At 72.3% G+C, this 25,629-nt stretch carries 22 protein-coding genes and 1 pseudogene; 14 read left to right on the forward strand and 9 right to left on the reverse strand.

Translation table 11 applies throughout. The annotated features are described in order from the left end of the window. Window positions 1–237 precede the first annotated feature (237 nt). Window positions 238–1,296, reverse strand: coding sequence for a LacI family DNA-binding transcriptional regulator (locus ACFQZ6_RS33620; protein WP_381617125.1), 1,059 nt, complete (start codon window positions 1,294–1,296; stop codon window positions 238–240). A 333-nt stretch (window positions 1,297–1,629) separates the two neighbouring features. On the opposite strand from ACFQZ6_RS33620, the gene araD reads away from it, so the two are divergent. The 4 genes from araD (at window position 1,630) to ACFQZ6_RS33640 (ending at window position 4,505) form a co-directional block, all read left to right on the forward strand. Further along, a complete protein-coding gene (gene araD / locus ACFQZ6_RS33625; protein ID WP_381617128.1) occupies window positions 1,630–2,382 on the forward strand; it encodes an L-ribulose-5-phosphate 4-epimerase AraD in 753 nt (250 codons plus the stop codon). 506 nt (window positions 2,383–2,888) lie between these two features. Further along, window positions 2,889–3,023, forward strand: coding sequence for a hypothetical protein (locus ACFQZ6_RS33630; RefSeq protein WP_381617131.1), 135 nt, complete (start codon window positions 2,889–2,891; stop codon window positions 3,021–3,023). Next, window positions 3,020–3,601: a sigma-70 family RNA polymerase sigma factor gene (locus tag ACFQZ6_RS33635; protein WP_381617133.1), complete on the forward strand. Its 582-nt coding sequence runs from the start codon at window positions 3,020–3,022 to the stop codon at window positions 3,599–3,601. Before ACFQZ6_RS33630 ends, ACFQZ6_RS33635 begins: the two co-directional genes overlap by 4 nt. Then, window positions 3,585–4,505, forward strand: a complete 921-nt coding sequence (locus ACFQZ6_RS33640; RefSeq protein WP_381617135.1) for a hypothetical protein — start codon at window positions 3,585–3,587, stop codon at window positions 4,503–4,505. Before ACFQZ6_RS33635 ends, ACFQZ6_RS33640 begins: the two co-directional genes overlap by 17 nt. A 22-nt stretch (window positions 4,506–4,527) precedes the next feature. Here ACFQZ6_RS33640 and ACFQZ6_RS33645 read toward each other — a convergent pair whose 3' ends face one another. After that, window positions 4,528–5,031: a DUF6624 domain-containing protein gene (locus tag ACFQZ6_RS33645; protein WP_381617137.1), complete on the reverse strand. Its 504-nt coding sequence runs from the start codon at window positions 5,029–5,031 to the stop codon at window positions 4,528–4,530. Window positions 5,032–5,057: 26 nt separating this feature from the next. Further along, window positions 5,058–5,480 carry an ATP-binding protein gene (locus ACFQZ6_RS33650; RefSeq protein ID WP_381617140.1) on the reverse strand — a complete coding sequence of 141 codons (423 nt, stop codon included), beginning with the start codon at window positions 5,478–5,480 and terminating at the stop codon, window positions 5,058–5,060. 404 nt (window positions 5,481–5,884) lie between these two features. Between ACFQZ6_RS33650 and ACFQZ6_RS33655 the strand changes: the two genes are divergently transcribed. From ACFQZ6_RS33655 to ACFQZ6_RS33700, 10 genes and pseudogenes are all read left to right on the forward strand, one after another. Next, window positions 5,885–6,751: a helix-turn-helix domain-containing protein gene (locus ACFQZ6_RS33655; protein WP_381617143.1), complete on the forward strand. Its 867-nt coding sequence runs from the start codon at window positions 5,885–5,887 to the stop codon at window positions 6,749–6,751. An 11-nt stretch (window positions 6,752–6,762) separates the two neighbouring features. Next, on the forward strand, window positions 6,763–7,008 hold the full coding sequence (locus ACFQZ6_RS33660) for a DUF397 domain-containing protein (protein WP_381618864.1): 246 nt from the start codon (window positions 6,763–6,765) through the stop codon (window positions 7,006–7,008). 281 nt (window positions 7,009–7,289) lie between these two features. Next, window positions 7,290–8,099, forward strand: a complete 810-nt coding sequence (locus tag ACFQZ6_RS33665) for an SAM-dependent methyltransferase (RefSeq protein WP_381617146.1) — start codon at window positions 7,290–7,292, stop codon at window positions 8,097–8,099. A 117-nt stretch (window positions 8,100–8,216) separates the two neighbouring features. Beyond that, a complete protein-coding gene (locus ACFQZ6_RS33670) occupies window positions 8,217–8,921 on the forward strand; it encodes a TetR/AcrR family transcriptional regulator (protein WP_381618867.1) in 705 nt (234 codons plus the stop codon). A gap of 106 nt (window positions 8,922–9,027) precedes the next feature. Next, complete coding sequence (locus ACFQZ6_RS33675; RefSeq protein ID WP_381617149.1) at window positions 9,028–10,017, forward strand: NAD(P)-dependent alcohol dehydrogenase; 990 nt, start codon at window positions 9,028–9,030, stop codon at window positions 10,015–10,017. Between the two features lie 541 nt (window positions 10,018–10,558). Continuing rightward, window positions 10,559–10,825 (forward strand): ABC transporter permease subunit, encoded by a 267-nt coding sequence (locus ACFQZ6_RS33680; RefSeq protein ID WP_381618870.1) that lies wholly within the window; start codon window positions 10,559–10,561, stop codon window positions 10,823–10,825. A 419-nt stretch (window positions 10,826–11,244) separates the two neighbouring features. Further along, window positions 11,245–12,519: a carboxylesterase family protein gene (locus ACFQZ6_RS33685; protein ID WP_381617152.1), complete on the forward strand. Its 1,275-nt coding sequence runs from the start codon at window positions 11,245–11,247 to the stop codon at window positions 12,517–12,519. A 99-nt stretch (window positions 12,520–12,618) separates the two neighbouring features. After that, a pseudogene (locus ACFQZ6_RS33690) lies at window positions 12,619–13,869 on the forward strand (MFS transporter); the annotation flags it as partial. Between the two features lie 108 nt (window positions 13,870–13,977). Then, the gene (locus ACFQZ6_RS33695) at window positions 13,978–15,465 is read left to right on the forward strand and encodes a pyridoxal phosphate-dependent decarboxylase family protein (protein ID WP_381618873.1); all 1,488 of its coding nucleotides are present in this window, start codon (window positions 13,978–13,980) and stop codon (window positions 15,463–15,465) included. Between the two features lie 142 nt (window positions 15,466–15,607). Continuing rightward, complete coding sequence (locus tag ACFQZ6_RS33700) at window positions 15,608–18,124, forward strand: NB-ARC domain-containing protein (protein ID WP_381617155.1); 2,517 nt, start codon at window positions 15,608–15,610, stop codon at window positions 18,122–18,124. Between the two features lie 89 nt (window positions 18,125–18,213). Here ACFQZ6_RS33700 and ACFQZ6_RS33705 read toward each other — a convergent pair whose 3' ends face one another. The 6 genes from ACFQZ6_RS33705 to ACFQZ6_RS33730 form a co-directional block, all read right to left on the reverse strand. After that, window positions 18,214–19,893, reverse strand: coding sequence for a hypothetical protein (locus tag ACFQZ6_RS33705; RefSeq protein WP_381617157.1), 1,680 nt, complete (start codon window positions 19,891–19,893; stop codon window positions 18,214–18,216). Window positions 19,894–20,188: 295 nt separating this feature from the next. After that, a complete protein-coding gene (locus ACFQZ6_RS33710; protein ID WP_381617160.1) occupies window positions 20,189–21,172 on the reverse strand; it encodes an N-acetylglucosamine kinase in 984 nt (327 codons plus the stop codon). Then, the gene (locus tag ACFQZ6_RS33715; protein WP_381617163.1) at window positions 21,163–22,428 is read right to left on the reverse strand and encodes a family 4 glycosyl hydrolase; all 1,266 of its coding nucleotides are present in this window, start codon (window positions 22,426–22,428) and stop codon (window positions 21,163–21,165) included. Before ACFQZ6_RS33715 ends, ACFQZ6_RS33710 begins: the two co-directional genes overlap by 10 nt. 10 nt (window positions 22,429–22,438) lie before the next feature. Continuing rightward, window positions 22,439–23,314, reverse strand: a complete 876-nt coding sequence (locus tag ACFQZ6_RS33720) for a carbohydrate ABC transporter permease (protein WP_381617166.1) — start codon at window positions 23,312–23,314, stop codon at window positions 22,439–22,441. 3 nt (window positions 23,315–23,317) lie between these two features. Further along, window positions 23,318–24,265 (reverse strand): carbohydrate ABC transporter permease, encoded by a 948-nt coding sequence (locus ACFQZ6_RS33725; protein ID WP_381617169.1) that lies wholly within the window; start codon window positions 24,263–24,265, stop codon window positions 23,318–23,320. Window positions 24,266–24,279: 14 nt separating this feature from the next. Next, the gene (locus ACFQZ6_RS33730; protein ID WP_381617172.1) at window positions 24,280–25,617 is read right to left on the reverse strand and encodes an ABC transporter substrate-binding protein; all 1,338 of its coding nucleotides are present in this window, start codon (window positions 25,615–25,617) and stop codon (window positions 24,280–24,282) included. Window positions 25,618–25,629 lie beyond the last annotated feature (12 nt).

Raw genomic sequence — 25,629 nt, forward strand, 5'->3', positions numbered from 1 at the left:
TCGGTTCTTGCTCTCGTATTGTGAGCGCTAACAATTCTGGTGCGCAAGGGCCCTGTGGCGGGAATCGGATCGGCGGCGGGACTGCGGAGAGGGTGGGAGCCGCCTTTGTGAGCGTCCCCAATGACGGGGGCGCTGACGCTGGCGAAGAGGGGTCGCGTAAGGCGCCCCTCACGTGCGTGCGGGGCGCGGAGGACCGTCGGCGGGACGTGATCCGGTCCCTTCGGCCCCTCAGTCCCCTCAGTCTTCGATCGCGGGCCTGCGGCGGGCCGTGCTGGCGCGGACGATGAGTTCCGGGGCGATCGTCAGGTGCGCGGTCTCGGACGCGGTGCCCTCGATGTGGTTCAGGAGCAGTTCGATGCTCTTGCGGCCGAGCGAGCCGAAGTCCTGGCGGACCGTGGTGAGCGGGGGAGGGAAGAACTCCGCCTCGGGTGTGTCGTCGAAGCCCGCGACCGCGACGTCCGCCGGGGTGCGCAGCCCCACCTCGCGGAAGGCCCGCAGCACACCCAGCGCCATGTGGTCGTTCGCGACGAACACCGCGGTGAGCCCCGCGCCACGGTCGGCCGACGCCAGCGCCCGCCCGGCGAGCTGCTGACCGGCCTGGTAGCCCGACAGGGGGCTCCAGTCGCCCCGCAGCACGGCTGGCACCTCGGCCCCGGCGTCCCGCAGCGCGCTCTCCCAACCGGCCGTACGGCCCTCGCTCTCCAGCCAGTCGGCGGGACCGGCCACGTGCCAGACGGTGGAGTGGCCCGCCGCCAGGAGGTGCTCCGTGACCATGCGGGCCCCGGCGTACTGGTCGACCGACACGCCGGGGAGGTCGAGGGCGTGGCCGCCCTCGACGGTGACCACGGGGAAGGGGGCCTCCAGCGCGGCCAGGGCCCGGACCGCGTCACGCTGCGGGGTGATGGCGATCACGCCCTCGACGCCCCAGGTGGTGAGGTGGTGCATCGCCTCGGTGAGTGAGGACTCCGTGAGCGTGCGCAGGGTCACGGCGGTGGTCAGATAGCCGCGTTCCCGGGCCGCCTCCTGGACGCCGAAGAGCGTGCTGGCGGGTCCGTGCAGCGTGCTGTTCACCGCGATGACGCCCAGCGTGTGCGTCCGGCGGGTGGCGAGAGCCCGAGCCGCGGAGTTCCGGCGGTAGCCCAACTGCTGGATGACCTCCGTCACCGCCATACGGGTCTTGGCGCTGACGTTGGGATGACCGCTGAGCACGCGCGAGACGGTCTGGTGCGACACGCCAGCCACGCGCGCCACATCCGCCATGGTGGGTGCTCTGGAGACTTCCGGGAGCTGGGTCAAGCCTCTTCCCCTCCTAGTTCGTCACGGGCCCTTACTCAAGGTACCGCCTGACCACTGGCGCGCTGAGGCCTCATCCGGGGGATGGGCCGAGGCCTCATCTGGGGGATGAACCGAGGCTCATCCGGGGGTGGGGGCGGCCCGGACAGGAGTCCGTTCGCCGCACTCTGATGTGTGCGCTCACACTGGGGAAAGTCCAGTCGGGAGGATGCGCTCCGAATTCTTGGGCCAGCTCTTGAGGCTGCGCTATGTTAGCGCGCACAATCGAAGCAGGGTTCGTGCGTGGCCGCGAAGGCCCTCGCGGGTCGGTGGCGGTCAGCCGATGACGGAAAGACGGTGAGCGTAGTGAGCGAGTCCCTCTCCTTCGGGGACCTCCGCCGGGAGGTTCTGGCGGCCAACCTGCGAATTCCGGAGGCTGGCCTGGCCACCCTCACCTGGGGGAACGTGAGCGGCGTGGACCGTGACGCCGGGGTCTTCGTCATCAAGCCGTCCGGTGTGTCGTACGCGGACCTCACCGCCGAGGACCTGGTCGTGGTCTCCCTTGCGGACGGGCGGGTGGTCGAGGGGCACTTCAAGCCGTCCACGGACACCGAGACCCACCGGTGCCTGTACCGCGCGTTCCCCCACATCGGCGGCGTGACCCACACGCACTCCACGCACGCCGTCGCCTTCGCGCAGGCGCGCCGCCCGATCCCCGTCCTCGGCACCACCCACGCGGACACCTTCAACGGACCGGTCCCGGTGACGGAGGACCTGACGGCCGAACAGTGCGCGCGGGACTACGAGTACAACACCGGCCAGGTGATCGTGGCCCTCCTCGAAGGCGACCCGCAACGTGCGGAAGAGGTGCCGGGCGCGCTCGTCTCCCGGCACGGCCCGTTCACCTGGGGGGCCACGGCGACCACCGCGCTCGAGAACGCGATCGTCTGCGAGGCGGTCGCGGAGATGGCCCTGCACACCCTGGCCCTGCGGTCACCCGTCGACGCCCCTGAGCCTCCGCAGCACCTGCTCGACCGGCACTTCACCCGCAAGCACGGACCGGACGCGTACTACGGCAACACGGCCGCCGTCGCCGCCACCGCTCGCTGAGCGGGGAGGAACGGACTGGCCAACCGCGTGCTGACCGGCTTCACCGGCCCGTGCGCCGAGTGGCCGCCGTCCATCGACCGTGTCGGAGCGGCCCTGGTCGGTGACAGGAGCGAAGACGGAACGGGTGAGCGATGCCCGAGTAAGTGTTCGCACCCAAAGGCTCGCGAACCGGGTGTAGGGCCGCTTTTCGGTTGCCCCTCGCTTATGCTGTGATGCTCGTCACATGTGTGGCGCCGGCGGAGCGCCCAGGGTGCTCGTCCCCGCGCAGGTCGGGGCTGGCGGTCCCGGTGGGGTGAGGGGGGAGGGGCGGCGTCACGGGACCAGTCGCGGCGCTTCCGCGTAATCGAACGCATCCAGTCCGTGAGAACCGCGGCCCCGCGGGGTGCACGATGGCGGACCCCGGGACGCCATCACAGGCAGAGGGCGCAGCCGCGTCCTTCCGGGCCGGTTGGCTCGTGCGCCGAACGGAAGGGCGAAGTCGCGTGTCTTTGCCGTTAGTTGACGAGATGATCCTTTTGGTGCTCGCGGTGCGGGTGCTGGGCCGTGACGTGGTGGCCCTGCTGCGGCGTGCCGCGGCGGCCGGGGTGCGGTGGGGGATCAGCGAACTGCGCCGGGGCGACCAGAGGGACGGACGGGCGTGAGGCGGGGCGCCCCGGACACGCCGACCGGCGTCACGACGATGACCGAGCTGCCCGAACTGCCCCTGGACTTCGAGGCCTTCCACCGGATGCACCGCCCCCTGTACGTGGCCTGGGCGAAGTCGTACCTGAAGCACAAGGCCGACGCCGAGGAGGCCGTCGACTGGGCGTTCGAGCAACTGCTCACGGGGTGGCAGGAGGTGCTAACCAAGGAGAGCCCGGCGGCGTACGCCTGGCAGGTGATGAAGCACCGCACCATCGACGTGGCCCGCGCCCGCGGCCGGCGCGAGTCGTTGATCGACACCGCCGCCTTCGAGACGGCGGCGCTGCGCAAGGCGGTCGACCCCATAGGGCAGTTGGAGGAGAACCTGAGCCTCATGCGGGCCATCGAGGCACTGCCCGAGCGGCAGCGGGACGTCGTCCTGCTGCTCTCCCTGCACGGGCAGTCCACCCGCGAGGCCGCCGACCACCTCGGCATCACCCCCGCGGCGGTCCGCTCCACCGCCCGCTACGCGCGCCGCCGCCTGCGGGAGATCCTGGGTCTGGCCAAGGAAGGACGAACCGATGACGTCGCCCGTTGACCAGTTGCTGGACCGCTCCCGGCTGGTCAGTGAGCCCTACACCCTGGAGGAGATCGACGCCGCGGCCCTCCGCGTCGCCGCGCGCGCGGCGGCCCGGCGCGCCGAGTGCGCGCCGGATGACCCGGAGCCCGAGATAGCACCGGTCCCCGGGACGGCACCGGTGCCCGAACAGGACGCCGCGGCGCAGGACCTGCGTGCCCTGTGCGAGACAGCCGTCATGAGCGACGGCGCCCTGACCAGCCTCAGGCACTTCGTGGCCCGCGCGCTGCCCGAGCCGTGCGGGGCGCGCGTGCTGGGGTGCGTCCTCCAGCTCACCGAGCGGGAGGACTCCGCACGGCTGTGGTGGCAGTACGCCGCAGGTGCCGGGGACAGCGCCGCCACCTACTGCCTGTACCTGCACCACCTGGCCCACGGCGAGCGGCCGGAAGCGGAGTGGTGGTGGCGCGCCCAGGCCGCCGCCGTCACCTCCGGCTGCGGTGAACCGGACGGCGGACTCCATGAGTTCACCACGGCACTGCGGACCCCGCGCCGGGACCAGGCGCCCGACCTGGCCACCCGCACGGCACAGCTCAACGCCGTACTCGACTACGTGCCCGCGGCCCTGGCCTACGTCGACGACGACCTGGACCTGCCCCTGCCCGACCCCGACTTCACCGACCGCATCACCTCGCTGACGGAACGCCGTACCCGCGAGGCGCCCCTCGGCCCCGCGCCGCGGACGTCGGCCCCGGGCTGGACGTGGCACGACGGCGGGGGCGCGTTCGGTCACCGGCAGCGCGTCGGGAGCGTCGCCGCGGAGTTCCGCCGTCGGCGGACGCTGCGCGCGTTCTGGCGGCACTGCGAGAAGTGCGCCGACTGCGACCCCTCCGGCATCCCGTGCCACACCCACGAGGTGGTGTGGTGAGGCGGGGCCGTACGACGGGTGGTCAGACGCGGATGCCCAGCGCCTCCAACTGTTCCTGGAGCGGGCCCAGGCCGACCTCCCGGCGACGCTCGTCGACGTCCCGCGGCTGGCGTATCGGGTACGGGCGCAGGGTCTTCGGGTCGATCCGGGTGCCGTAGAGCTGCGGCTGGCCCTCGTCGACGGCGCAGTGGTCGGTGATGTACGCCAGGTGGATGGCGGGGCAGTGCCCCTCCGCCACGGCCTGCGCGATCAGGTCCCGGCCGTCGCGCCGGAAGCCGGGGTCGGGGGCGTGCAGCAGGATCATCAGGGCCGCGGTCGAGGCGGGCGCGCCGACGAGCGCGGCGGTGGGCCAGCCGTGGCGGCGGACGATCGTCGCGAGGGCCTCGGCGTTGTCGCGATGGCACTGGGCGATACGGCGCCGGTGATCCGGTGGCGGGATCGTTTCCGCCTGCCGCATCAGTTCACGGTCCTCGTCGGCCCTGCGGGTCAACTCGGCGGCGAGCGCCGAAGCGAGAGCGGGGGACACGGGCGGTGCGGTGCCGCCGTCCCCCTTCATAAGACCGCTCCCGGGAGCACGAGGGTGAACCACACCCTCTTGCCGGGGGCGCCCGGTTCGGGCGGTGCCACGCCCCAGTCGTCGGCCAGCGCGCTCACGATGGCCAGTCCGCGTCCGGACTCGGCCGTGTCGCTCGCCGTACGCGACCGTGGCGGCACGGGTGAGCGGTCGGCCACGGACACCCGCAGCGTGCGCTCGCTGGTGTCGATGGTGAGGGTGACCGTGTCGTCGGGGCCGTGACTGGCGTGGCGCACGGCGTTGGCGAACAGTTCGTCGGCCATCAGGACAGCGTTGTCCAGCAGGTCGGGGGAGAGCCGCAGCTCCGCGAGGTGTTCGATGACGGTGCGCCGCACGGCGGTGGCCCAGGCGGGCCGGGCCGGGACCGTGGAGCGCAGGTGAACCTCCCCACCCTCAGTCACCTCCCCACCGTCGGTCATCCCGTTCTCGACATCGTCCGGTGCGGGCGACGGCCCGTGGCGCCGCGTGGTGAATGCCGTCATCGGTTCCCCTCGTAAGAGCACGCGGTCGGACGCACCGGCTCGCCCGTTACCCGGGGAGCGGGGCGCTGGCGGCGTGGCTGACGGTGTTGGCGGAGCTGGTCGAGCCACCGAAGCTGATGGAGCGTCAATTAGCTTGCGCCCGCGCGCGGTTGTGCTCGAGGGCGCCCAAACCGTGGGCCACGTCACGTCAAGCACTATGGCCGCCGAGAGGATCGCTCCGCAAGCGACGTTCTGATAATTTCAGAACTATCGGCAACGCACTGTCTGTGTCGTCGACGGCGTGGCACACTGCGGAAGGTGACAGCCGTTCTCGGGGGTGGGGAGTGAGCGAGAACCGTTCTGGCGGCAGCGCTCCCACCGTCCTGCGCAGGGTCCTCGGCAAGCGTCTGGCGCAACTGCGCCAGCAGGCGGGCATGACGTTCGAGGACGCGGCGGCGACGATCGACGTGACCCCCCTGACGGTCCGCCGGATCGAGAAGGCCGAGGTCGGCCTGCGCATCCCGTACGTGAAGGAACTCCTCCGCGCCTACGGTGTCCCCGCGGCCGAGATCGACGACTTCCTGGCGCTGGCCAGGGAGGCCAACCAGCCGGGCTGGTGGTACAACTACCGCGACGTGCTGCCCGACTGGTTCAGGGCGTACGTCAGCCTGGAGAGCGAAGCCAGTCTCATCCGCCTCTACGAACCCCACTACATACCCGGCCTGTTGCAGACGCGCGACTACGCGACCGCGCTGTTCCGCGTCGGGTTCCCCACCGAGCCGAAGGAGGAGATCGCCCGCCGGGTGGACCTGCGCCTCAGGCGCCAGGACCTGCTCACCAAGCCCGACGCCCCCAACATCTGGGCCATCCTGGACGAGACGGTGCTGCGCCGCCCCGTCGGCGGGGCCGAGGTGATGCGGGCCCAGCTCGACCGGGTCATCGAGATCCTGGAGACGACGAAGGTCCGCATCCAGGTCATGCCCGTCGCCGTGGGGGCCCACCCCGGCGCCTTCGGCCCCTTCCACCAGTTCCGCTTCGGGTTCTCCGAACTGCCCGACGTGATCTACACCGAGAACCTCACCGGCGCCACCTACATCGAGCGACCAGAGGACGTAGTCACCCACCTTGAGGTCATGGACCGGATGTCCGTGCAGGCGGAGCCGGTCGGGAAGACCAGGGCCATCCTGGAAAGAATGCGTAAGGAGTTGTGACCATGGAAGCCATGGAATCCAAGGACCCCGTCCGCAACGGCATGTCCGCCGCCGACCTGGGAACCGAGGGCTGGCACAAGCCCTGGAGCGGCACCAACGGCGGCAGTTGCGTCGAGGCCAAGCGCCTCCCGGACGGCAGCGTCGCCTTCCGCCAGTCGAAGGACCCCGAGGGGCCCGCGCTGGTCTACACCCGCGAGGAGATGATCGCGTTCCTGGAGGGCGCCAAGGCGGGCCAGGCGGACTTCCTGATCGCCTGACACACACCACCGAGGGGGGAGGGTTCCATCGCCGTGACGGGAGTGGGACACATACACGACGATGAGCCTTCAGCGGGCTTACTCCCGCGCGGGACCGACTTTGTCGGTCCCGCCACCCCTTGGCCGCCGCCCTGCCGCCCCATCCGGGCCGGACCTCCCGCCGCCGTCAACCCCAGGCACGGCACCGGACACCGACGTCCAGACACTGACGTCCAGACACTGACGCTCAGACATTGACGTCCAGGCAGTGACAGAACGCGTTCCACGGCAGGAGACCACCCATGGCAGACGGCCAGCCCACCCCGGACCAGGAAGCATGGTCCAAGATCGACACCACGGTGCCGCACTCGGCCCGGATCTGGAACTACTGGATGGGAGGGAAGGACAACTACGAGGTCGACCGCGTCGCGGGTGACGCCTACCGCGAGGTCGCCCCGAACATCGAGACCATGGCCCGCGCCTCCCGCCACTACCTGATCCGCGCCGTCACCTTCGTGGCGGGCGAACTCGGCATCCGCCAGTTCCTCGACATCGGCACCGGCCTGCCGACCTACGACAACACGCACCAGGTCGCCCAGCGCATCGCGCCCGAGTCGCACATCGTGTACGTCGACAACGACCCGCTGGTGCTGCGGCACGCCGAGGCGGTGCTCACCAGCTCCCCCGAGGGCGTCACGGAGTACATCGACGCCGACCTGCACCGGCCCGAGGAGATCATCGAGCGGGCGAAGGGGTTCCTGGACTTCGACAAGCCGATCGCCCTGATGCTCATGGGCATCCTCGGCCACATCCAGGACTACGAGGAGGCCAAGTCCATCGTCCGCCGCCTCCAGGCCGCCCTGCCGTCCGGCAGCTACTTCGTCCACTACGACAGCACGGACACCGACGAGTCGCTGAAGTCCGCCCAGCAGGGCTACGACGACACCGGCGCGATCCCGTACGTACTGCGCAGCCCGGAGCAGCTCGCCGCATACTACGAGGGCCTGGAACTCCTGGAACCGGGCATCGTCTCCTGCCCCCTGTGGCGCCCCGAACCGGGCACCACCCCGGAACCCACCGATATCTACGGCGGCGTGGCCCGCAAGCCCTGACCCGGTCGCGAACCTCCGGTCCCGGGCGTCGGTCAGTCGCCGCCACACTCCCGGGGCCGGTGTCAGGGAGGGGCCGGTGGGCGCTGTTACATTCGAAGGCCCGCCGTGCCCAAGGAGATGGTGGAGATCAGCACGCAGGCCGACGCCGCCGCGCAGCCGCGCACCCCCCTGAGCAGGCAGCGGGTCCTGGCCGCCGCCGTCGCGTTGGCCGACGAGGGCGGGGCCGACGCGCTCAGTATGCGCAAGATCGCCCAGGCGCTCGGCGTCGTCCCCATGGCGCTCTACAAGCACGTCGCCAACAAGAACGAACTGCTGGACGGCATGATCGACGTCCTCGTGGGCGAGATCGACCCGCCGACCCCCGACGCCGACTGGAAGACGGCCGTCCGCCGCCGGGTGCTGTCGGCCCGCCGGATGCTGCTGCGCCACCCGTGGGCGCCGGAGGTCATCGAGGCGCGGATGAAGGCACGGGCCAACCCGACCCCGGCCGTGATGGCGTACCTGGACTCGATGATCGGGATCTTCCGGGCCGGAGGGTTCTCGATCGACCTCGTCCACCACGCGATGCACGTCATGGGCAGCCGTATGCTGGGCTTCTCCCAGGAGCTGTTCGAGGACCGCCCCGACCGCGCGCCGGAGCCGGACGCGCCGTCGCCTGAGGAGATGGCGGAGCGTTTTCCGCACATCACCGCGCTGGCCAGGGCGGTCGCCCATGACAAGGAGTCCGTCGTCGGCTCGGGCTGCGACGACCAGTACGAGTTCGAGTTCGCCCTCGACCTGACCCTCGACGGCCTCGAACGGCTCGCCCGCCGCCCGGCCTGACCCACCCTCACCTCTTTCCCTTGACGGGTGTACGGCGTACACCTACCGTGCCCAGAGAGAGGTGTACGCCGTACACCCTGGGGGCCGGTCCGGAGGGGGAGAGACGATGAGGGCAGTCACCCAGGAGCGGTTCGGACCGCCGGACGTCCTGCGTCTCGCGGACGTCGACCGGCCGCGGATCAAGGCCGGTGAGGTGCTGGTCAGGGTGCGCGCCGCCGCCCTGAACCCCTACGACTGGCACATGCTGCGCGGCGACCCGTACGTGGCGCGGCTGCTCGGCGGCGTCGGAGTGACCCGGCCGAAGAGCGCGGTGGCCGGGCTCGACGCGGCCGGACAGGTGGCGGCCGTCGGCGCCGACGTACGGGGACTGCGCCCCGGCGACGAGGTGCTGGGCTTCTGCCCGGGCGCCTTCGCCGAGTACGCGCGCACCACCGCCGACCTCCTGGTGCCCAAGCCCGCCCGCCTCACCTACGCACAGGCGGCGGCCGTACCGCTGGGGGCGGTGACGGCCCTGCGCGGCATCCGCACGGTGGGCAGGGTCCAGGAGGGACAACGGGTGCTGGTCAACGGGGCGGGCGGGGGCGTGGGCACCTTCGCCGTCCAGATCGCCGCCGCGCTGGGCGCGGAGGTCACCGGCGTGTGCGGCGCGGGCAACGCCGAACTGGTCCGCTCCCTGGGCGCCGCGCACGTCCTCGACTACGCGCGCGAGGACTTCACCGACCAGCGGGCCCACTACGACGTCATCCTGGACAACGTCGGCAACCACCCTCTGAACCGGCTGCGCGGCGCCCTCACCCCGACCGGGACCCTGGTCGCCAACGGCGGCGGCTCACCCGGCCACCTCTTCGGCGCGGTCGGCTCCCTGCTGCGGCTGGCCGCGGTCAACCCCCTCGTCCGGCAGCGGCTCCGCCCCATCCTCCCCGCCGCCCCCGCCGGACCGGCCCACGACGACCTCCTCGCCGTCGTCCAGCTCATCGAGTCCGGCGTACTCACCCCCGTGGTCGACCGGACGTACCCCCTGGCCGACACCGCCGAGGGCGTACGCCACGTGGAACGGGGCCACGCCCGCGGCAAGGCCGTCATCACCGTGGCGTAAGCCGCTCCGCGGGCGCTCGCGGCAGTCGTCGAGTGCCAGCCTGATTCGGTCCGCACCTGAGCCTCAGACCAGCACAACGACACCGGCGTGACGGATACGGTCGAAGCGAGGGCGGGTGGGGCGAAGGGCGGTACGGGGGCAGCCGGGTCGGTGAGAGGGAGAGGGGGAAGGCCCCGCGAAGTGGACGCCTTGCGGAGCCGAGCCCCCCGTCCAGAAGGCGGAGGCCCCCGGCCGTACCTCCCCCCGGCGGGACCGCAAGAGACAAGCGCCCGGCCAACGCGGTGCGGGCTCCTACGACGTCGTCGCCGCCGTCACCGTCTTCGTCCTCGCCTTCCTCGCACCCTTCGGCATCATCCTCGTCAACTCCTCCAAGACCAGCGCCGACTACCGCGCCCACGGCTCCCTGTCCTGGCCCGAGCAGTGGAGCTGGAGCATCATCGGAGACGTCTGGGAACGCGTCGACTGCACCCAGAAGCTCGTCAACAGCATCCAGATCAGTCCCGGCGTCGGCATCACCTACAGCGCCTGCGGCACCTACCTGCTGTCCTCCGTCTTCGGCAGCTTCCCGCGGGAACTCATCGAAGCGGCCTCCCTGGACTGCGCGGGCCGCTGGACCATCCTGTGGCGCATCGTCCTGCCGATGAGCTGGCCCACGCTGTCGGTGATGTGCGTGTTCTTCTCCGTCTGGAGCTGGAACGAGTTCCTCTACCCCCTCGTCCTGCTCATCTCCAACGACCAGCAGACAGTCCCCCTGGGGCTGTCCGTCATGCAGGGCCAGTACACCAGCGCCTCACCGCTGGCGCCGTGAAGTAGCCGACGCGGCCACCAGCCACCCCGGACCGCTCGTGCGGAGAGGACGTACTACGAACGCCGCACCCAGGAGGGCCAGACCCGTCGGGAGATCCTCCGACGCCTCAAGCGATACGCAGCCCGCGAGGTCCTCAACCTGGTCACCATCGGTTCCTCCCAACGCCCGGGCCAGCACCGCTGCTTGGGGAGCGGACCGTGTGCGCCACGAGGCGCCCTGTAGCGCGCCCGCCGTGCGAGGGGGATCTTGGCTTTGTCATCGACCCGAGCTCGCAGGCGATTCAGCGCGATCCTTTGTCCGGCAGAGACCTGCCCGTCGGCGATCCTCCCTGTTCTACTGACCTCGTGTCGGCTGTGGCCGCATCAGACGAGTGCGGCGCACAGGCCACGGTGAAGCCTCCGACCCCATAAGGAGTCCGCATGGCAACGCGTATCAGCCGTCGCACCATTCTGGCCGCCGGCGCGGGCGCCGCCGGGCTGTCCCTCCCCGGCGTCGCCGCGTACGCGGCCGGCCGTACGCCCGCCACCGTACGATTCACCCTGAACGCCCAAGTGCTCGACGGCGGCGAACAAGTCACCTCGATCACCCTGGAGACCGCCCGGCTCGGCCCGATCGACCCGGGCGGCCTGACCACCGCGACTTTCGGCGTGCACGCCAAAGGCACCAGGCCGTTCCCCGCCACCCCCGACGACGACAGTGTCAGCGACTACGACCTCGACCGCACGGTGACCGCTGTTCGGCTCGACCGCAACGGCAACATCGTGCTCGAACTGGACTACGCGGAGGGCCAGACCGGGGGGAGCACGCTCAGCTACCTCGCGGACGAGGGCCGCAACGTGATGCTCGACCTCACCTACACCCTCACTCAGCACGCCCCGATCGTCCTGCGCAACCACCGCACCCTCGTCATCGAGAAGTTCGTGCAGAACCCCCGACTCTCGGACCCTGAGGTGGACGCGTTCAGCGCCCACGTCTCCGGCTCAGGAATGAAGTACCGGCTGTACTCACCCACCGATGTCCACTCCCCCCGGCGCGACAAACGTCCGCTGGTCGTCTGGCTGCACGGCGGGGGAGAGGGCGCCTCACTGCCCAACGACTACTACGACAACGAGACCACGCTACGAGCCAACCGAGGGGCCCTCGGCTTCGCCACCCCCGAGGCGCAGCGCATCTTCGGCGGCGCCTACGTCCTCGCCCCGCAAAGCACCTCCTATTGGATGGAGGACGGCCCCCGCTTCGCCCCCCTCATCCACGAGATCATCGGCGAGGTCGTCCGCAGGCACCGCATCGACCGCGACCGGATCTACGTCGCCGGGTGCAGCAACGGCGGTTACATGAGCATGAAGATGACCACCGTCTATCCCACCCTGTTCGCCGCGTCCGTACCGATCTGTGGCGTCGTCACCTCCTTCCCGCCCGGAGGAGCGCCGCTGCTCCCCGACAGTGAGCTGGCCCGGATCACCACCCCCAGCTGGCTCGTCGCCTCCGGCGACGACACCGTCGTGGACCCGCAGGCCAACACCATCCACGCGCACGAGGTGGTCCCAGGATCGCTGATGACGCTCTACGACCACGTCATCTGGAACGGCTACCAGTTCCACGGCCACTTCTCGTGGATCTACGTCGCCCGCAACGACCCCAGCATCGACGGAACCCACATCTGGCAGTGGATGGCCGCCCAGCGTCGGCACTGAGAGGGCCGCGGTCGTCAAGGCGGCGCTCGGTGAGCCCCGACGGAAGCCGTCTGCACGCCCGCTTGTCGTGCGCCCGTCAGTCGGACGAGAATGCCGCGCATGACCGGCGCCGAGCGGACCACGGTTGCCCTGCCCCGCACGGTACGCATCGGCTACGGCCTGGGATCCCTGGGCACCGGCGCCTTCGGTACCGTCCCCGGGCTGGTGCTGCTGTACTACCTGACCGACGTGCTCGCCGTGCCCGCCGCGCTCGCCGGTGCCGCCGTCGCCCTGCCCAAGGCGTGGGACGTGGTGGTCAACCCCCTCATCGGGGCCGCCGCCGACCGCAGCCGGGCACAGGGCGGCTCCCGGCGCCCCTTCCTGCTGGCCGGGGCGCTCACCCTGCCCCCGCTGTTCGCCCTCGTCTTCGCCGCGCCCCCGCTGCGCGGCACCGGCGCCGCCGCCTACGTGGCCGCGCTCTTCGTCCTCGCCGCCACCGCGTACGCCGTCTTCCAGGTGCCGTACGTGACCATGCCAGCGGAGATGACGGACGACACCGGCGAACAGGCGCGGGTCCTGGCCTGGCGGGTCGCCTTCCTCGGCGTGTCCATCCTGCTGTCCGGGGCGCTGGCCCCCGCCGTCGCGCGGACCGACGACGAGGACCCCGCCGGATACCGCACCATGGGCGTGGTCATCGCCGTCTTGTTGGCCGTGGGGATGCTGGGCGCCTGGGCGGCCACCCGCCGCGCCCCCGTCCTCGCGCGCAGCGCGGCCGAACCCTCCCTGCGCGCCCAGTTCGCGGCGGCCCGCGACCACCGCGCCTTCGCCCCACTGGCGGGCATGTGGACCGTGCAGGCCCTCGCCGTGGGCGTGATGCTCGCCGGAACCCAGTACTTCGCCACCTACGTCCTCGACTCGGCGGCATCCGTCACCTGGCTCTTCCTCAGCATGATCGGCCCGCTCATCCCGGCCACCCCGCTGTGGAACCGCCTCGCCCGCGCCCGCGGCACCACCACCGCACAGTGGTACGCCTCCCTGCTGTTCACCGCCGCCTGCGCCCTGCTCGCGCTCACCCCGCACACCCACCCCGCCCTCGCCTACGCGGCCGTCGCCGCGGCGGGCGTCGCCTACGCCGGTCTGCAACTGCTGCCGCTGACCCTGCTGGCCCACACGCTCGCCACCGACGCCGCCCGCACCGGACGGCGCCGCGCCGCCACCTTCACCGGCGTGTGGACGGCGGCCGAGACGCTCGCCCTGGCGGCGGGCCCGGCCCTGTTCGCCCTCGTCCTCACGGTCACCGGATTCCGCTCCTCCGACGCCGACGAACGCGTCAGCCAGCCGGAGTCGGCCCTCACCGGCATCAACACCGCGATGAGCCTGCTCCCCGCCCTCCTCGTACTGGCCTCGCTCCCGCTGCTGCGCCGCTACCAGCGCGAGTCCGCCCGGCTCAACGCCCCGACCCCGCACCCGCCCAGGAGGATGAGACCCGACGTGCCCACTGACCCCGCCGCCCCCGCCCTGCCCAAGGGCCGCCCCGCCGCCGACGTACTCGCCGAACTGCGCGCCTCGCGCGCCGCCGACGCCCCCACCCGCGGCGGCCGGACCTTCGCCTACGTGTACGACGCGGGCGTCCCCGGACTCGACGACCTGGCCGCCGAGGCGTACCGCGTCCACGCCACCGTCAACGGCCTCGACCCCACCGTCTTCCCCAGCGCGCTCCGCCTGGAGAACGACCTCGTCGGCGCCGTCAACACGGTCCTCGGACGACCGGGCGCGCAGGGCACCCTCACCAGCGGCGGCACCGAGTCGATCCTGCTCGCGGTGAAGACCGCCCGCGACCACGCCCGCGCCGAACGCGGCGTCACCGACCCGCAGTTGGTGCTGCCCGCGACGGCCCACCCCGCCTTCCACAAGGCCGCCCACTACCTGGGCCTGGAGACGGTCACCGTCCCCGTCGACCCGGAGACGTTCCGGCCCGCCGCCGCGGACGTCGCCGCCGCGCTCACCGACCGCACCGTCCTGGTGGTCGCCTCCGCACCCTCGTACGCCCACGGCGTCCTCGACCCGGTGGCCGACATCGCGGCAGCCGCCGCGGCCCGGGGCGTCCTGTGCCACGTGGACGCCTGCATCGGCGGCTGGTTCCTGCCGTTCCTGCGCCGCACCGGCCGCGCGGTCGAGCCGTTCGACCTGACGGTGCCCGGGGTGACGTCCCTCTCGGTGGACCTGCACAAGTACGGCTACGCCGACAAGGGCGCCTCCGTCGTGCTGTACCGGGACGCGGAACTCCGCCGCCACCAGTACTTCGCGTACGCCCGCTGGCCCGGCTACCCGGTCGTCAACCCCACCGCGCAGGGCACCCGGCCCGCCGGACTCGCGGCCCAGGCGTGGGCGGTGCTCCAGCACCTCGGCGAGGACGGCTACACCGCACTGGCCCGCCAGGTCGCGGCAGCCGCCGACCACCTGCTGCCCGCGCTGCGCGCCCTGCCCGGCGTCCGCGTCCTCGGAGAACCCACCGGCAGCCTCGTCGCGTTCACCGTGACCGGACCGGACGGCACCCCCGACCTCGCGCGGGTCCTGCACGTCGCGGACGAGATGAGGGAACGCGACTGGTACCTCCAGCCCCAGCTCTCCCACGGCCCCCTGCCCCCCAACCTCCACCTGACCCTCACCCCGGCCACCGCCGACCGCGTCCCGCCCCTCCTGGCCGACCTCACCGACGCGCTCACGTCGGCCCGCACGGCTCCCGGGACCGCCCCCGACCCCCAACTCCTCGCCCTGGCCGCCACCCTGGACCCCGACACCCTCACCCCCGACGACATCGCCGCCGTCCTGGCCTTCGCTGGCCTGGGCGGCGCCCAGCCACCGCCCACCCGGATGGCCCCGGTCCTGACCCTCCTCGACGCCCTGCCCGCACGGCTGAAGGAACGGCTGATGACGGAGTACGTCTCGGCGCTGTTCCGCGTCTGACGACGGCCCGGCCACGCCGCCGGGGGCGACCGGCGGCTTGCGCGCACCCCGGCGTTCAGCGTGCCTGACTGTCCAAGCGTCCAAGATCTCTCTACGGTGGGGATCCGACCGCCCTGCGGGGCCGGATGGTGAAGGGGGCCGTGTGGAAGCGGAGTTGGCCGCTCTGGCCGCGTCGGGGGCGACGACGCTGGTCGGACTGATCGTTTCGGAGTCGTGGGAGCGGGCCAAGAGCGGCCTGGGGCGGTTCTTCCGACGGTCGGACGGCCCCGCGGACGACGGCGAGGAGGAACTGCGGGCGACCCGGGACGCGCTGGAGCGGGCGCGGGCCACGGGCGACGTCCGCGGTGAGGAACGGGTGCACGCGCGGCTGCGGCAGCGGCTGGCGGACATCTTCCAGACCGAACCGGGCGCCGCCGAGGAACTCGCCCGGTTACTTGCGGCGCTGGCCCCGGACACCTCCCACACCTTCGTCAACCTGGTGAGCGGCGGCGTCAACCACGGCCCCGTCTTCCAGGGCTCCCACATCCACGGCGGCATCACCTTCACCGTGCAGTCGACGGCGCCCCAGCCCGCGACCGGACCCACCGTCAGACCCGACCAGGTACCCGCCGTCACCGTCCGGTTCAGCAACCGCCACGCCGAACTCGCCACCCTCGACGCCACCCCCGGCACCGCGCCCGTCAGCGTCGACGTACTCGACGGCCTCCCCGGCGTCGGCAAGACGGCGATGGCGTGGCAGTGGGCGGCACGCGCCCGGGAACGGTTCCCCGACGGACAGCTCTACGTCGACTTCGCCGCCCTGCGCGACCAGACCACCCCGCTCACCGGCCCCGGCGCCGACGTCTCCGAGGCCCTCGCCATGTGCCTGCGGGCGCTGCCCGGCGGCGACCTCGCACTGCCCGACTCACTCGCCGAACGGGCCAGCCTGTTCCGCTCCCGCACCGCCAACCTGCGCCTCCTGCTCGTCCTCGACGACGTGAACCAGCCCCGGCAGGTCCGCGCCCTCATCCCCAAGGGACCCGGCAGCGCCGTCCTGGCCACCAGCCAGAGCAGGCTCGCGGAACTGGCCGCCCACGACGGCGCCCGGCTGATCTCCGTCAAGCCCCTCGACGCGCACGGCGGCCTCGAACTGCTGCGGGACCGCTGCGGCCCCGACACGGTCGAGGCCGAACGCGCCGCCGCCGAGCGGCTGGTCGACCTGTGCGGCGGACTGCCGGTGGCCCTGCAGGTCGTGGCGGCACGCCTGACCACCGACGACACCCTGACCATGGCGGAACTGGCCGACGAACTCGACGACGAGAGCGGTCGGCTGGCCGGTCTCGCCCTGGAGGGAGAGGAGTCCGCCGTGTCCACCGTCCTCGGGCCGTCCTACCGGCTGCTGCCGCCCGACGCCGCCCGCCTCTACCGGCTGCTCGGCTGGCTGCCCTTCGGCGTCTTCGACGCCGGGGTGGCCGCCGTCGCCGCCGGGACCGACACGGCCAGCGCCAGGCGCCTGCTCGGCGTCCTCAAGAAGGCCAGCCTGGTGGAGGCGCTGCGCGACCGCCGGTTCCGGATGCACGACCTGGTCCGGCTGCACGCCCGGGAACGCGCCGCCGAGGAGGAACCGCCGACCGAGCCGACGGCACTGGCACGCCGGGTGGGCGGACACTACCTCGCGCTCACCGCGTACGCCGACCGCGCGCTCAGGAGGGAACGCCTGCGCACCGCCGACCTCTCGGACCTGCTCAGCGACGCCGACGACCCCTTCGCCGCGCCCGGTGGACCCGCGCCGCTGGAGTGGCTGGACGCCGAGCGGCCCGCCATCCTCGCGATCCTGCGGATGGCCGTACGACACGGACTGCACACCCTCGCCTGGCAGTTGGCCGAGGCGTTCACCGTGCTGTTCCTGTACCACCGCTACCTCGGCGCCTGGCGGGAGTCCCTCGAACTGGGCATCGACGCGGCAGCCGCCGCGGCGGCCACCGCCGACACACCGGGGGAGCTGGCCGAGGCCACGGCGGGCGAGGCCCGGCTGCGCGCCCTGCTGTCCCGCCCCCTGCTCGACCTCGGCGAGACCCACCGCGCGGGCGAGCACCTGGAGCGGGCCGTCGCCCTCGCCGAGACGACCGACCGCCTCGACCTGCGCGCCTCCGTGCAGGAGTTCCTCGGCCGGTACCTCGACGTCGTCGACCCACCGCGGGCCGTCGAGGCGTACCGGCGCTCCCTCGCACTCAACGAACAGGCCGGGGAGACCCGCGGGGTCGCCCTCGCCACCTTCTTCCTCGGCAGCGCGCTCGACGCCCGCGGCGACCACGCGGAGGCCATGGCCCTGCTGCGCCGCGCCCGGAGCGAACTGGAGGGCCGCGCGGAACCCGACCACCGGATGGCCGCCCGGGTCACGGCCGCCATCGGCGTCGTCCACGGGCACCTCGGCCAGATGGAGGACGGCATCAGGGAACTGGGCGACGCGGTGCGCGTCCTCGGCGGCGTGGCGAACGGGACGGCGTACGAGGCACAGGCCCGGGAGCGGCTCGCGGACCTCGCGGAACGGGCGGGCGGCCGTACCGCACTGGTCCGGGAGTGCCTCGGCCGGGCCGCCGACATCCACGAGGCGCTCGGCGACGAGGAGCGGGCACGGGAACTGCGGCGACGGCTGGACGGCCTCGACGGCGGCGCCTGAGACCGGCGGCGCCTGAGACCGGCGGCGCCTGAGACCGGCGGCGCCTGAGACCGGCGGCGTCGGCGCCCGCCGACTGCCGGACCCGGGCGTCAGGGGGCCGGGCGGACGCGCAGGACGACGTCCTCGGCCCGCCCGTCACCGACCCGCAGCGTCAGGGGCCGCGCGTCGTCCAGCGCCAGCCCCGCCCGCAGACAGGCGTAGACGACCGCGCCCGGCAGCCCCGGATCCAGCGCCGGGCCGGTGACCGTCACCGTCACCACCCGACCGTCGCTCAACCCCACCAGACAGCCGCCACCGCGCACCGCCGACGCCGCTAGGAGGCTGCCGGGCTGCCGGGCGAGCGTCTCCGCGATCCAGCGCAGCGCCCCCACCGCGGTGGCCGCGGGCTGCCGCCGGACCAGGACCGACGCGCTCTCGGTCAGCCGGTGGTCACGCTCGTCGTCCGCGCAGGCCAGGTGCGTGAAGCGGGCGGCGGTGTCCGGGCGCGCGGGCGCGTACGCCGCGACCGCCGCCGGGACGCGGCGCACGGTGACCGTGGGCGACGTACCGTCCCCCGTGACCTCGGCCGTTACCTGCCAGGACGTCACCGGCGCGGCGGGCCGCTCCGGCACCGGCAGCACCAGCGGGACCGGCGACGGTGACGTCGGCTCGGGCAGCCGGAGCAGGCGGTACAGGACGCCACGGAGCCGGGCCAGGGCGTGTCCCGGCTCGGCGAACGCCTGCGCCGCGACGGCGGCGTACCGGTCGGGCGTGTGCGCTCGTACGGCGTCCTCCACCTGCCGCCGCAGATCGCCGCGCGTGTCGAGCCGGGGCGCCACGGCGGCCAGCTCGTGGACCGCAGTCCCCGGCACCGCGTCACCGCCGAACGCCGCGAGCAGCAGCGGAGTGCCGACCGCCGCGCCGTACAGCGTCACCGAGCCGTGGTCACCGACCAGGACGTCCGCGGCGACGAGCGCGGGCCGCCAGGCGTGCACCGTCGGCACCATCAGCAGCCCCGCCTCCAGCGCGGCGGCCTGGAGCGTACGGAGCTGCCAGGCGCCGTGCGCCGACCACACGTTGGGGTGCGTGATCGCGCCGACCCGGTACTCGTCGTGGGGGAGGTGGGCGAGGAGGCGGGCGAGGAGGTCCGGGTGAGCGCCCAGGACGGACGTCGGCCCCCAGGTGGAGCTGAGGACGACCAGCCGCTGGTCCTCCGTGACGCCCAACGCCTCCCGGTACGCCGCCCTGTGCGCCCGGCTGGCGGCGAGTTCGTCCAGGCACGGGTCCCCGACCAGCAGCGTGCGCCCGACCGCCTTCGGGTGCGTGGCCAGCAACTGCTCCTCCTGCGCCGGATGCGACACCGCGAGCCACGCCCGCCCCGACTCCAGCAGGGCGTCCGGCACGACCCCGGAGAGCCGTTCGCGCGGACCACGCGCATCCGGTACGAGCTTGTGGAAGCCGACGCCGTGCGGGAGCACCAGCACCGGGCAGTCCCCCTCGGGGACGTCGATGTTCTCGCTGGCGGAGAGGATGAGGTCGGGGGTGATCCGCGCCAGCTGCTCCCAGGGGGCGACCCGGCAACCGGCGGTGTGGAGGAGGTCCAGGACGCCGTCGTTGAACGCGGAGGTGGGGTCGTGGGCGAAGACGACGGTCACCCGGCTGTCGTCGCGCAGCAGCGCGGGGAGGGTTTCCAGGACGCGCACGGTCGAGGTGACCGTACGGGCGGCGACGACGAGGACGCGCTCGCCGTGGAAGGTGCTCCAGCGGTGGGCGTCGGCCCCCACGGGCACGCGAAGGGGCTGGCTACCGAGCAACTCGGCCGCCTCTGACAAACCCGAGCCCCCACCACGTCAGCGGCTCGCGGCTCGCGGCTCGCGGCTCGCGGCTCGCGGCTCGCGGCTCGCGGCTCGCGGCTCGCGGCTCGCGGCTCGCGGCCAGGGTGCACCTATCGGATATCAAGCCGGGTGGCAATCTTTCGGGCGTGGGCGGCAGGGGAACCCGTACACGGTAACCCGCGAACCGACCGCCGCCCGGGGCGCCTCCCACGCACGCGCAGGCGCCCCGAGTTCACCAGCCCCCCGCCCCTCACCCGCCGTAGTGCGCCCGCAGTCGCGCCGCCGCCTCCGGAGCCGTAACCCCCGCCGCGTCCAGGGCGAGCAGCCCCGCCCCCAGCACCGGCGGCGCGGTCACGAAGCGGATGACCGCCTTCGGGGCGCGCTCGGCGAGGAGGTCCACGATCCGCTCCTCCAGGCGAGGGTGCCGCGCCGCGAGGACGCCGCCGCCGAGGACCACCGGCGTCTCCTCGTCCAGCAGACCGAGCCGGCCGAGGGCCACCGTCGACAGCGCGACGATCTCCTCGGCCTGCCGGTGCACCAGCGACAGCGCCACCGGATCGCCCGCCGCCGCCACCCGGAACAGCACCGGCGCCAGCTCATGGCACCGCGCCCGCGGAATCCGGCCCAGGTGCAGCGCCTCGATCAGGGCGTACATCGTGTCCAGGCCGAAGTGGGCGGGCAGCGCCCGCGCCAGCTCCGTCGGCCCGCCCCGCCCGTCCTCCGCGCGGGCCGCCCACCACAGCGCCTCCTCGGCGAGCGCGCCGCCCCCGCCCCAGTCCCCGGAGATCCGCCCGAGCGCGGGGAAGCGCGCGGTCCGCCCGTCCGGCGTCATCCCGACGCAGTTGATGCCCGCCCCGCAGACCACGGCCACGCCCCGCGGCTCGTCGACGGCGGCCCGCAGGATCGCGAAGGTGTCGTTGTGCACCCGCACCGAGCGGCTCCAGCCCCGTTCCCGCAACGCCCGCGCCAACTCCGCCTCCTCCACCGGCAGGTCCGCGTTGGCGAGGCAGGCCGCGACATGGTCGAAGGAGGCGGCGACGGGGAGCCCGGCGTCCGCGACCGCCCGGCCCACCGTCTCCGCGAGCCCGTCGACAGCCGCCGCCACCCCCACCACCGGCGGCTGGAAGCCACCGCCGCGCACCGCCCCGAGCACGGTGCCGCCCCGGTCGAGCACCGCCACGTCGGTCTTGCTGTTCCCGGCGTCGATGGCCAGGAGCAACCCGTTCACGCCCACGCGAGGTGCTCCCGGTTGTGCGCGACCAGCAGGTCGGTGAGCTTCTCGGCGTACGCGTACTGCCCGACCAGCGGATGCGCGAGGAGCGCCTTGAACACCCGCTCCCGCCCGCCGCGCAGCGCCGCGTCCAGCGCCAGGTCCTCGTACGCGGTCACGCCCGCGACGAGCCCGGCGTACAGCGGGTCGAGCGGCGCCACCGGCAGCGGCAGCGCGCCCTTCGGGCCCACCGCCGCCTGGGTCTCGATGACGGCGTCGTCCGGCAGGAACGGCAGCGTGCCGTCGTTGTACGTGTTCACCACCTGGTACGGCGCACCGCCCCCGCCGAGCAGGGCGGCGGCGAGGTCGACGGCGGCCTCCGAGTAGAAGGCGCCGCCCCGCTTGGCGAGCAGCGCGGGCTTCTCGTCGAGCGCCGGATCGCCGTACATCGCCAGCAGTTCCCGCTCCATCGCCGCGACCTCCGCCGCCCGCGACGGCTTGTCGCGCAGTTCGCGGACGACCTCGTCGTGCGCGTAGTAGTAGCGCAGGTAGTACGACGGGACGACGCCGAGCCGGTCCAGGAGCGGGCGCGGCAGACGCAGGTCGGCGGCGATCGTGTCGCCGTGCTCCGCGAGCAGCCGGGGGAGTACGTCCTCCCCGTCGGGCCCGCCGAGCCGTACCGCCCGCTCCCAGGTCAGGTGGTTGAGGCCGACGTGGTCGAGGTGGACGTCGGCCGGGGCGACGCCGAGCCGGGCGGCGAACCTGCGCTGGAAGCCGATGGCCACGTTGCACAGGCCCACGGCCCGGTGCCCGGCCATCAGCAGGGCGCGGGTGACGATGCCGACGGGGTTGGTGAAGTCGATGATCCAGGCGTCCGGGTTGGCCCGCCGGACCCGTTCGGCGATGTCCAGGACGACCGGGACCGTCCGCAGCGCCTTGGCGAGGCCCCCGGCGCCGGTGGTCTCCTGGCCGACGCAGCCGCACTCCAGCGGCCAGGTCTCGTCCTGGTTCCGGGCGGCCTGGCCGCCGACCCGGAGCTGGAGCAGTACGGCGTCGGCGTCCGCGACGGCGGCGTCCAGGTCGGCGGTGGCGACGATCCGCCCCGGGTGGCCCTGCCGGGCGAGGATGCGGCGGGCGAGTCCGGCGACGAGGTCGAGCCGGTCGGTGGCCGGGTCGACGAGGGCGATCTCGGTGACGGGCAGGGTGTCGCGCAACCGCGCGAAACCGTCGATCAGTTCGGGGGTGTAGGTGGAGCCGCCCCCCACGACAGCGAGCTTCATGATGTGTCCCTCAGCCCTTCACTCCGGTCAGTGTGACTCCCTCGACGAACGCCTTCTGCGCGAAGAAGAACACGAGGATCACGGGGGCCATGACCAGCACGGTCGCGGCCATGGTCAGGTTCCAGTCGGTGTGGTGCGCGCCCTTGAAGGATTCCAGGCCGTAGCTCAGGGTCCACGCACCCGGGTTCTCGGAGGCGTAGATCTGCGGCCCGAAGTAGTCGTTCCAGCAGTAGAAGAACTGGAACAGGGCGACGGCGGCGATGCCGGGCCGCGCCATCGGGAGCACGACCCGGACCAGGGTGCGCAGTTCGCCGCAGCCGTCGATCCGGGCGGCCTCGACGTACTCGTTGGGGATGGTCAGCAGGAACTGCCGGAGCAGGAAGATCGCGAAGGCGTCGCCGAAGGCCATCGGGATGATCAGCGGCCACAGGCTTCCGGACAGGTCGAGCTGCTTGGCCCAGAACAGGTACATCGGGATGATCACGACCTGCGGCGGCAGCATCATCATCGAGATGACCAGCAGCAGGGACAGGTGGCGCCCGCGGAAGCGGAACTTGGCGAGCGCGTACGCCACCGGCACCGACGAGACCACCACCAGGACGGTGCCGAGCCCGGCGTACAGCAGCGAGTTGCGCCACCAGGTGCCGAAGCCGGGCGTCCGGAACACCTGGACGTAGTTGTCCCAGTGCCAGGAGTTCGGGGTGAGGTCCCGGGTGAGCGCCTGCTGGTCGCTCATCAGCGAGGTCAGGAAGACGAACACGAACGGCAGCACGAAGAACAGGGCCGCGGCGACGGCGAGCGCGTGCACGCCGATCCAGTGCAGCAGCGCCCGGCGCCGGACGGCGGCGGGGACGGGAACAGGGACGGGAACAGTCGTAGCGGTCATGGTTCAGTCACCCGAGCCGATCAGACCGCCGCGCCTGCGCATCAGCAGCGCGGTGAAGGTCATGGAGAGGGCGAACAGGACGAGGGCGACGACACAGGCGGCACCGTAGTCGAAGCGGCCGAAGCCGAGGTTGTAGACGAGCTGCGGCAGCGTGAGCGTGGAGTCGTCCGGGTAGCCCGGCTCGAAGGTCTGGCCTGAGCCGCCCATCACCCCGGAGGCGACCTTCGCGGCCACGATCGGCTGGGTGTAGTACTGCATCGCGCCGATGATCCCGGTGACGACGGCGAACAGGATGATCGGCGAGATGTTCGGCAGCGTCACGAACCGGAACCGCTGCCACGCCGACGCGCCGTCCAGCTCGGCGGCCTCGTACTGCTCCCTGGGCACGTCGAGCAGCGCCGCCATGAAGATCACCATCAGGTCACCGACGCCCCACACGGCGAGCACCGTCAGCGCGGGCTTGGACCAGTCGGCGTCGTTGAACCAGGACGGCGCGGGCAGGCCGACCGCCTCAATCAGCGAGTTGACCGGCCCGGTGCCGGGGTTGAGCAGGAACACGAAGGCGAGCGTCGCGGCCACCGGCGGGGCCAGGTACGGCAGGTAGAACAGGGTCCGGAAGATCCCCGTACCCGTCTTCACCTTGGTGATCAGCAGTCCGGTTCCCAGTCCGAAGAGGACCCGGCAGGCGACCATGACGACGGCGAGCCACAGCGTGTTCTGCATCGCGGGCCAGAACTTCGGCAGGGAGGTGAGGACGTACGTCCAGTTGTCCAGGCCGCGCCAGGTCGGCGGGTTGAGACCGTCGTACTTCATCAGCGAGAAGTAGACCGTCGAGACGAGCGGATAGGCGAAGAAGACACCGAACCCGATCAGCCAGGGCGACATGAAGGCGAGGGTGCGCAGCGTCTCCCGGCGGCGCTTGGCACGCCGTTGGGCGTGGGCGCTTGTCATGACGGGGGCGCCCGTTACTTCGCCTGGTCGATGTCGCGGTCGATCTGGGCGGCGGTCTCCGCCAGGCCCTTCTTCAGGTCGCTGACCTCACCCTTCTCGTACTTCTGCGCGAAGTCGGTGAGGGTGTCCTGGTAGGCGGAGCCGTTGACCGCGTTGTCCGACGTGGTCGACTCGGGGTGCCGGGCGATGTCGAGGAACACCTGGAAGCGGTCGTCGAACTCCAGGTCGGGCGACTTGAGGGCGTCCAGCGTGGACGGCACGTTGCCGATGGCGTTGGCGAAGCTCACCACCGCGTCCGTGTCCATGGTCATGTACTTGACCAGCTCCCAGGCGGCGTTCTGCTTCTCGCTCTGCGGGGCTATGCCCATGACCGTGCCGGAGAGGTAGCCCTTGCCGTACTCGTCCACCTCGTCGTCGGCGACCGGCAGCGGGGCGACGCCCACCTCGAAGTCCACGTCGGCCTGCTCGATGAAGTTCAGCCGCCACTCGCCGTCGAGCTGCATCGCGACCTGCCCGGTGTGGAAGGGGTGCTTGGCGCCCCACTCGTCCCCGAAGGTGGTCCGGTACCTGTCCAGCTTGCCGAACCCGCCGAGGTCGTCCACCAGGGACTTCTGGTACGTCATCATCTCCGCGAACGCCGGGTCCTTGGCCACGTTGGACCTGCCGTCGTCGTCGAAGTACCGGTGGTCCCACTGGGACATGTAGTGCGAGACGACCGTCTCGTAGCCGAGGTAGTTCGGCATGAAGCCGAGCTGTTCGTACGAGTCGCCCTTCGGCTTGGTCAGCTTCTTCGCGACCTCGCTGAACTCCGACCACGTCTTCGGTGGGGCGGTGATCCCGGCCTCCTCGAAGGCGTCCTTGTTGTAGTAGAGGCCGTACGCGTCGGAGAGCAGCGGGAGCGTGCAGCGCGTGCCCTCGAACTGGGTGTACTCCTGGAGCACCTTCGGGAAGGTCGCGTCCAGGTCCACCTCGTCCTTCTCCAGGAACGGCTTCAGGTCCGCGAGCGCGCCCGAGGCGCAGAACTTGCCGACGTTGGCGGTGGTGAACGAGGCGACGACGTCCGGGCCGTTCGAACCGCCCGCGCGCAGGGCCTGGTTGAGCTTGTCGTCGTTGATGTTGCCGACGACCTTCACCGTGATGTTCGGGTGCGCCTCCTCGAAGCGGGCCACGTTGTCCTTGATCGCCTTGACCTCGGACGGCGCCGACCAGCCGTGCCAGAAGGTGATGGTGGTCTCGGCGTTGGGGTCGTCGGTCGCCGCGTTGTCCGTGGCACCGGTACAGGCGGAGGCGAACAGCGCGACCGAGGCGGTGGCGGCGAGCAGGGCGGTGGTGCTGCGCGGGCGTGTGGGCATGGCGGGGTGTCT

It is taken from the genome of Streptomyces flavalbus (genome assembly GCF_042674625.1).
GTDB classification, from domain to species: domain Bacteria; phylum Actinomycetota; class Actinomycetes; order Streptomycetales; family Streptomycetaceae; genus Streptomyces; species Streptomyces flavalbus.

Bases quoted from the DNA above. Each gene is read 5' to 3' on its own strand.
- ACFQZ6_RS33630 (WP_381617131.1), top strand. From the start codon at position 2,889: ATGATCCTTTTGGTGCTCGCGGTGCGGGTGCTGGGCCGTGACGTGGTG.
- ACFQZ6_RS33640 (WP_381617135.1), top strand. From the start codon at position 3,585: ATGACGTCGCCCGTTGACCAGTTGCTGGACCGCTCCCGGCTGGTCAGT.
- ACFQZ6_RS33660 (WP_381618864.1), top strand. From the start codon at position 6,763: ATGGAATCCAAGGACCCCGTCCGCAACGGCATGTCCGCCGCCGACCTG.
- ACFQZ6_RS33665 (WP_381617146.1), top strand. From the start codon at position 7,290: ATGGCAGACGGCCAGCCCACCCCGGACCAGGAAGCATGGTCCAAGATC.
- ACFQZ6_RS33670 (WP_381618867.1), top strand. From the start codon at position 8,217: ATGGTGGAGATCAGCACGCAGGCCGACGCCGCCGCGCAGCCGCGCACC.
- ACFQZ6_RS33675 (WP_381617149.1), top strand. From the start codon at position 9,028: ATGAGGGCAGTCACCCAGGAGCGGTTCGGACCGCCGGACGTCCTGCGT.
- ACFQZ6_RS33685 (WP_381617152.1), top strand. From the start codon at position 11,245: ATGGCAACGCGTATCAGCCGTCGCACCATTCTGGCCGCCGGCGCGGGC.
- ACFQZ6_RS33695 (WP_381618873.1), top strand. From the start codon at position 13,978: ATGAGACCCGACGTGCCCACTGACCCCGCCGCCCCCGCCCTGCCCAAG.
- ACFQZ6_RS33715 (WP_381617163.1), bottom strand. From the start codon at position 22,428: ATGAAGCTCGCTGTCGTGGGGGGCGGCTCCACCTACACCCCCGAACTG.
- ACFQZ6_RS33720 (WP_381617166.1), bottom strand. From the start codon at position 23,314: ATGACCGCTACGACTGTTCCCGTCCCTGTTCCCGTCCCCGCCGCCGTC.
- ACFQZ6_RS33725 (WP_381617169.1), bottom strand. From the start codon at position 24,265: ATGACAAGCGCCCACGCCCAACGGCGTGCCAAGCGCCGCCGGGAGACG.
- ACFQZ6_RS33730 (WP_381617172.1), bottom strand. From the start codon at position 25,617: ATGCCCACACGCCCGCGCAGCACCACCGCCCTGCTCGCCGCCACCGCC.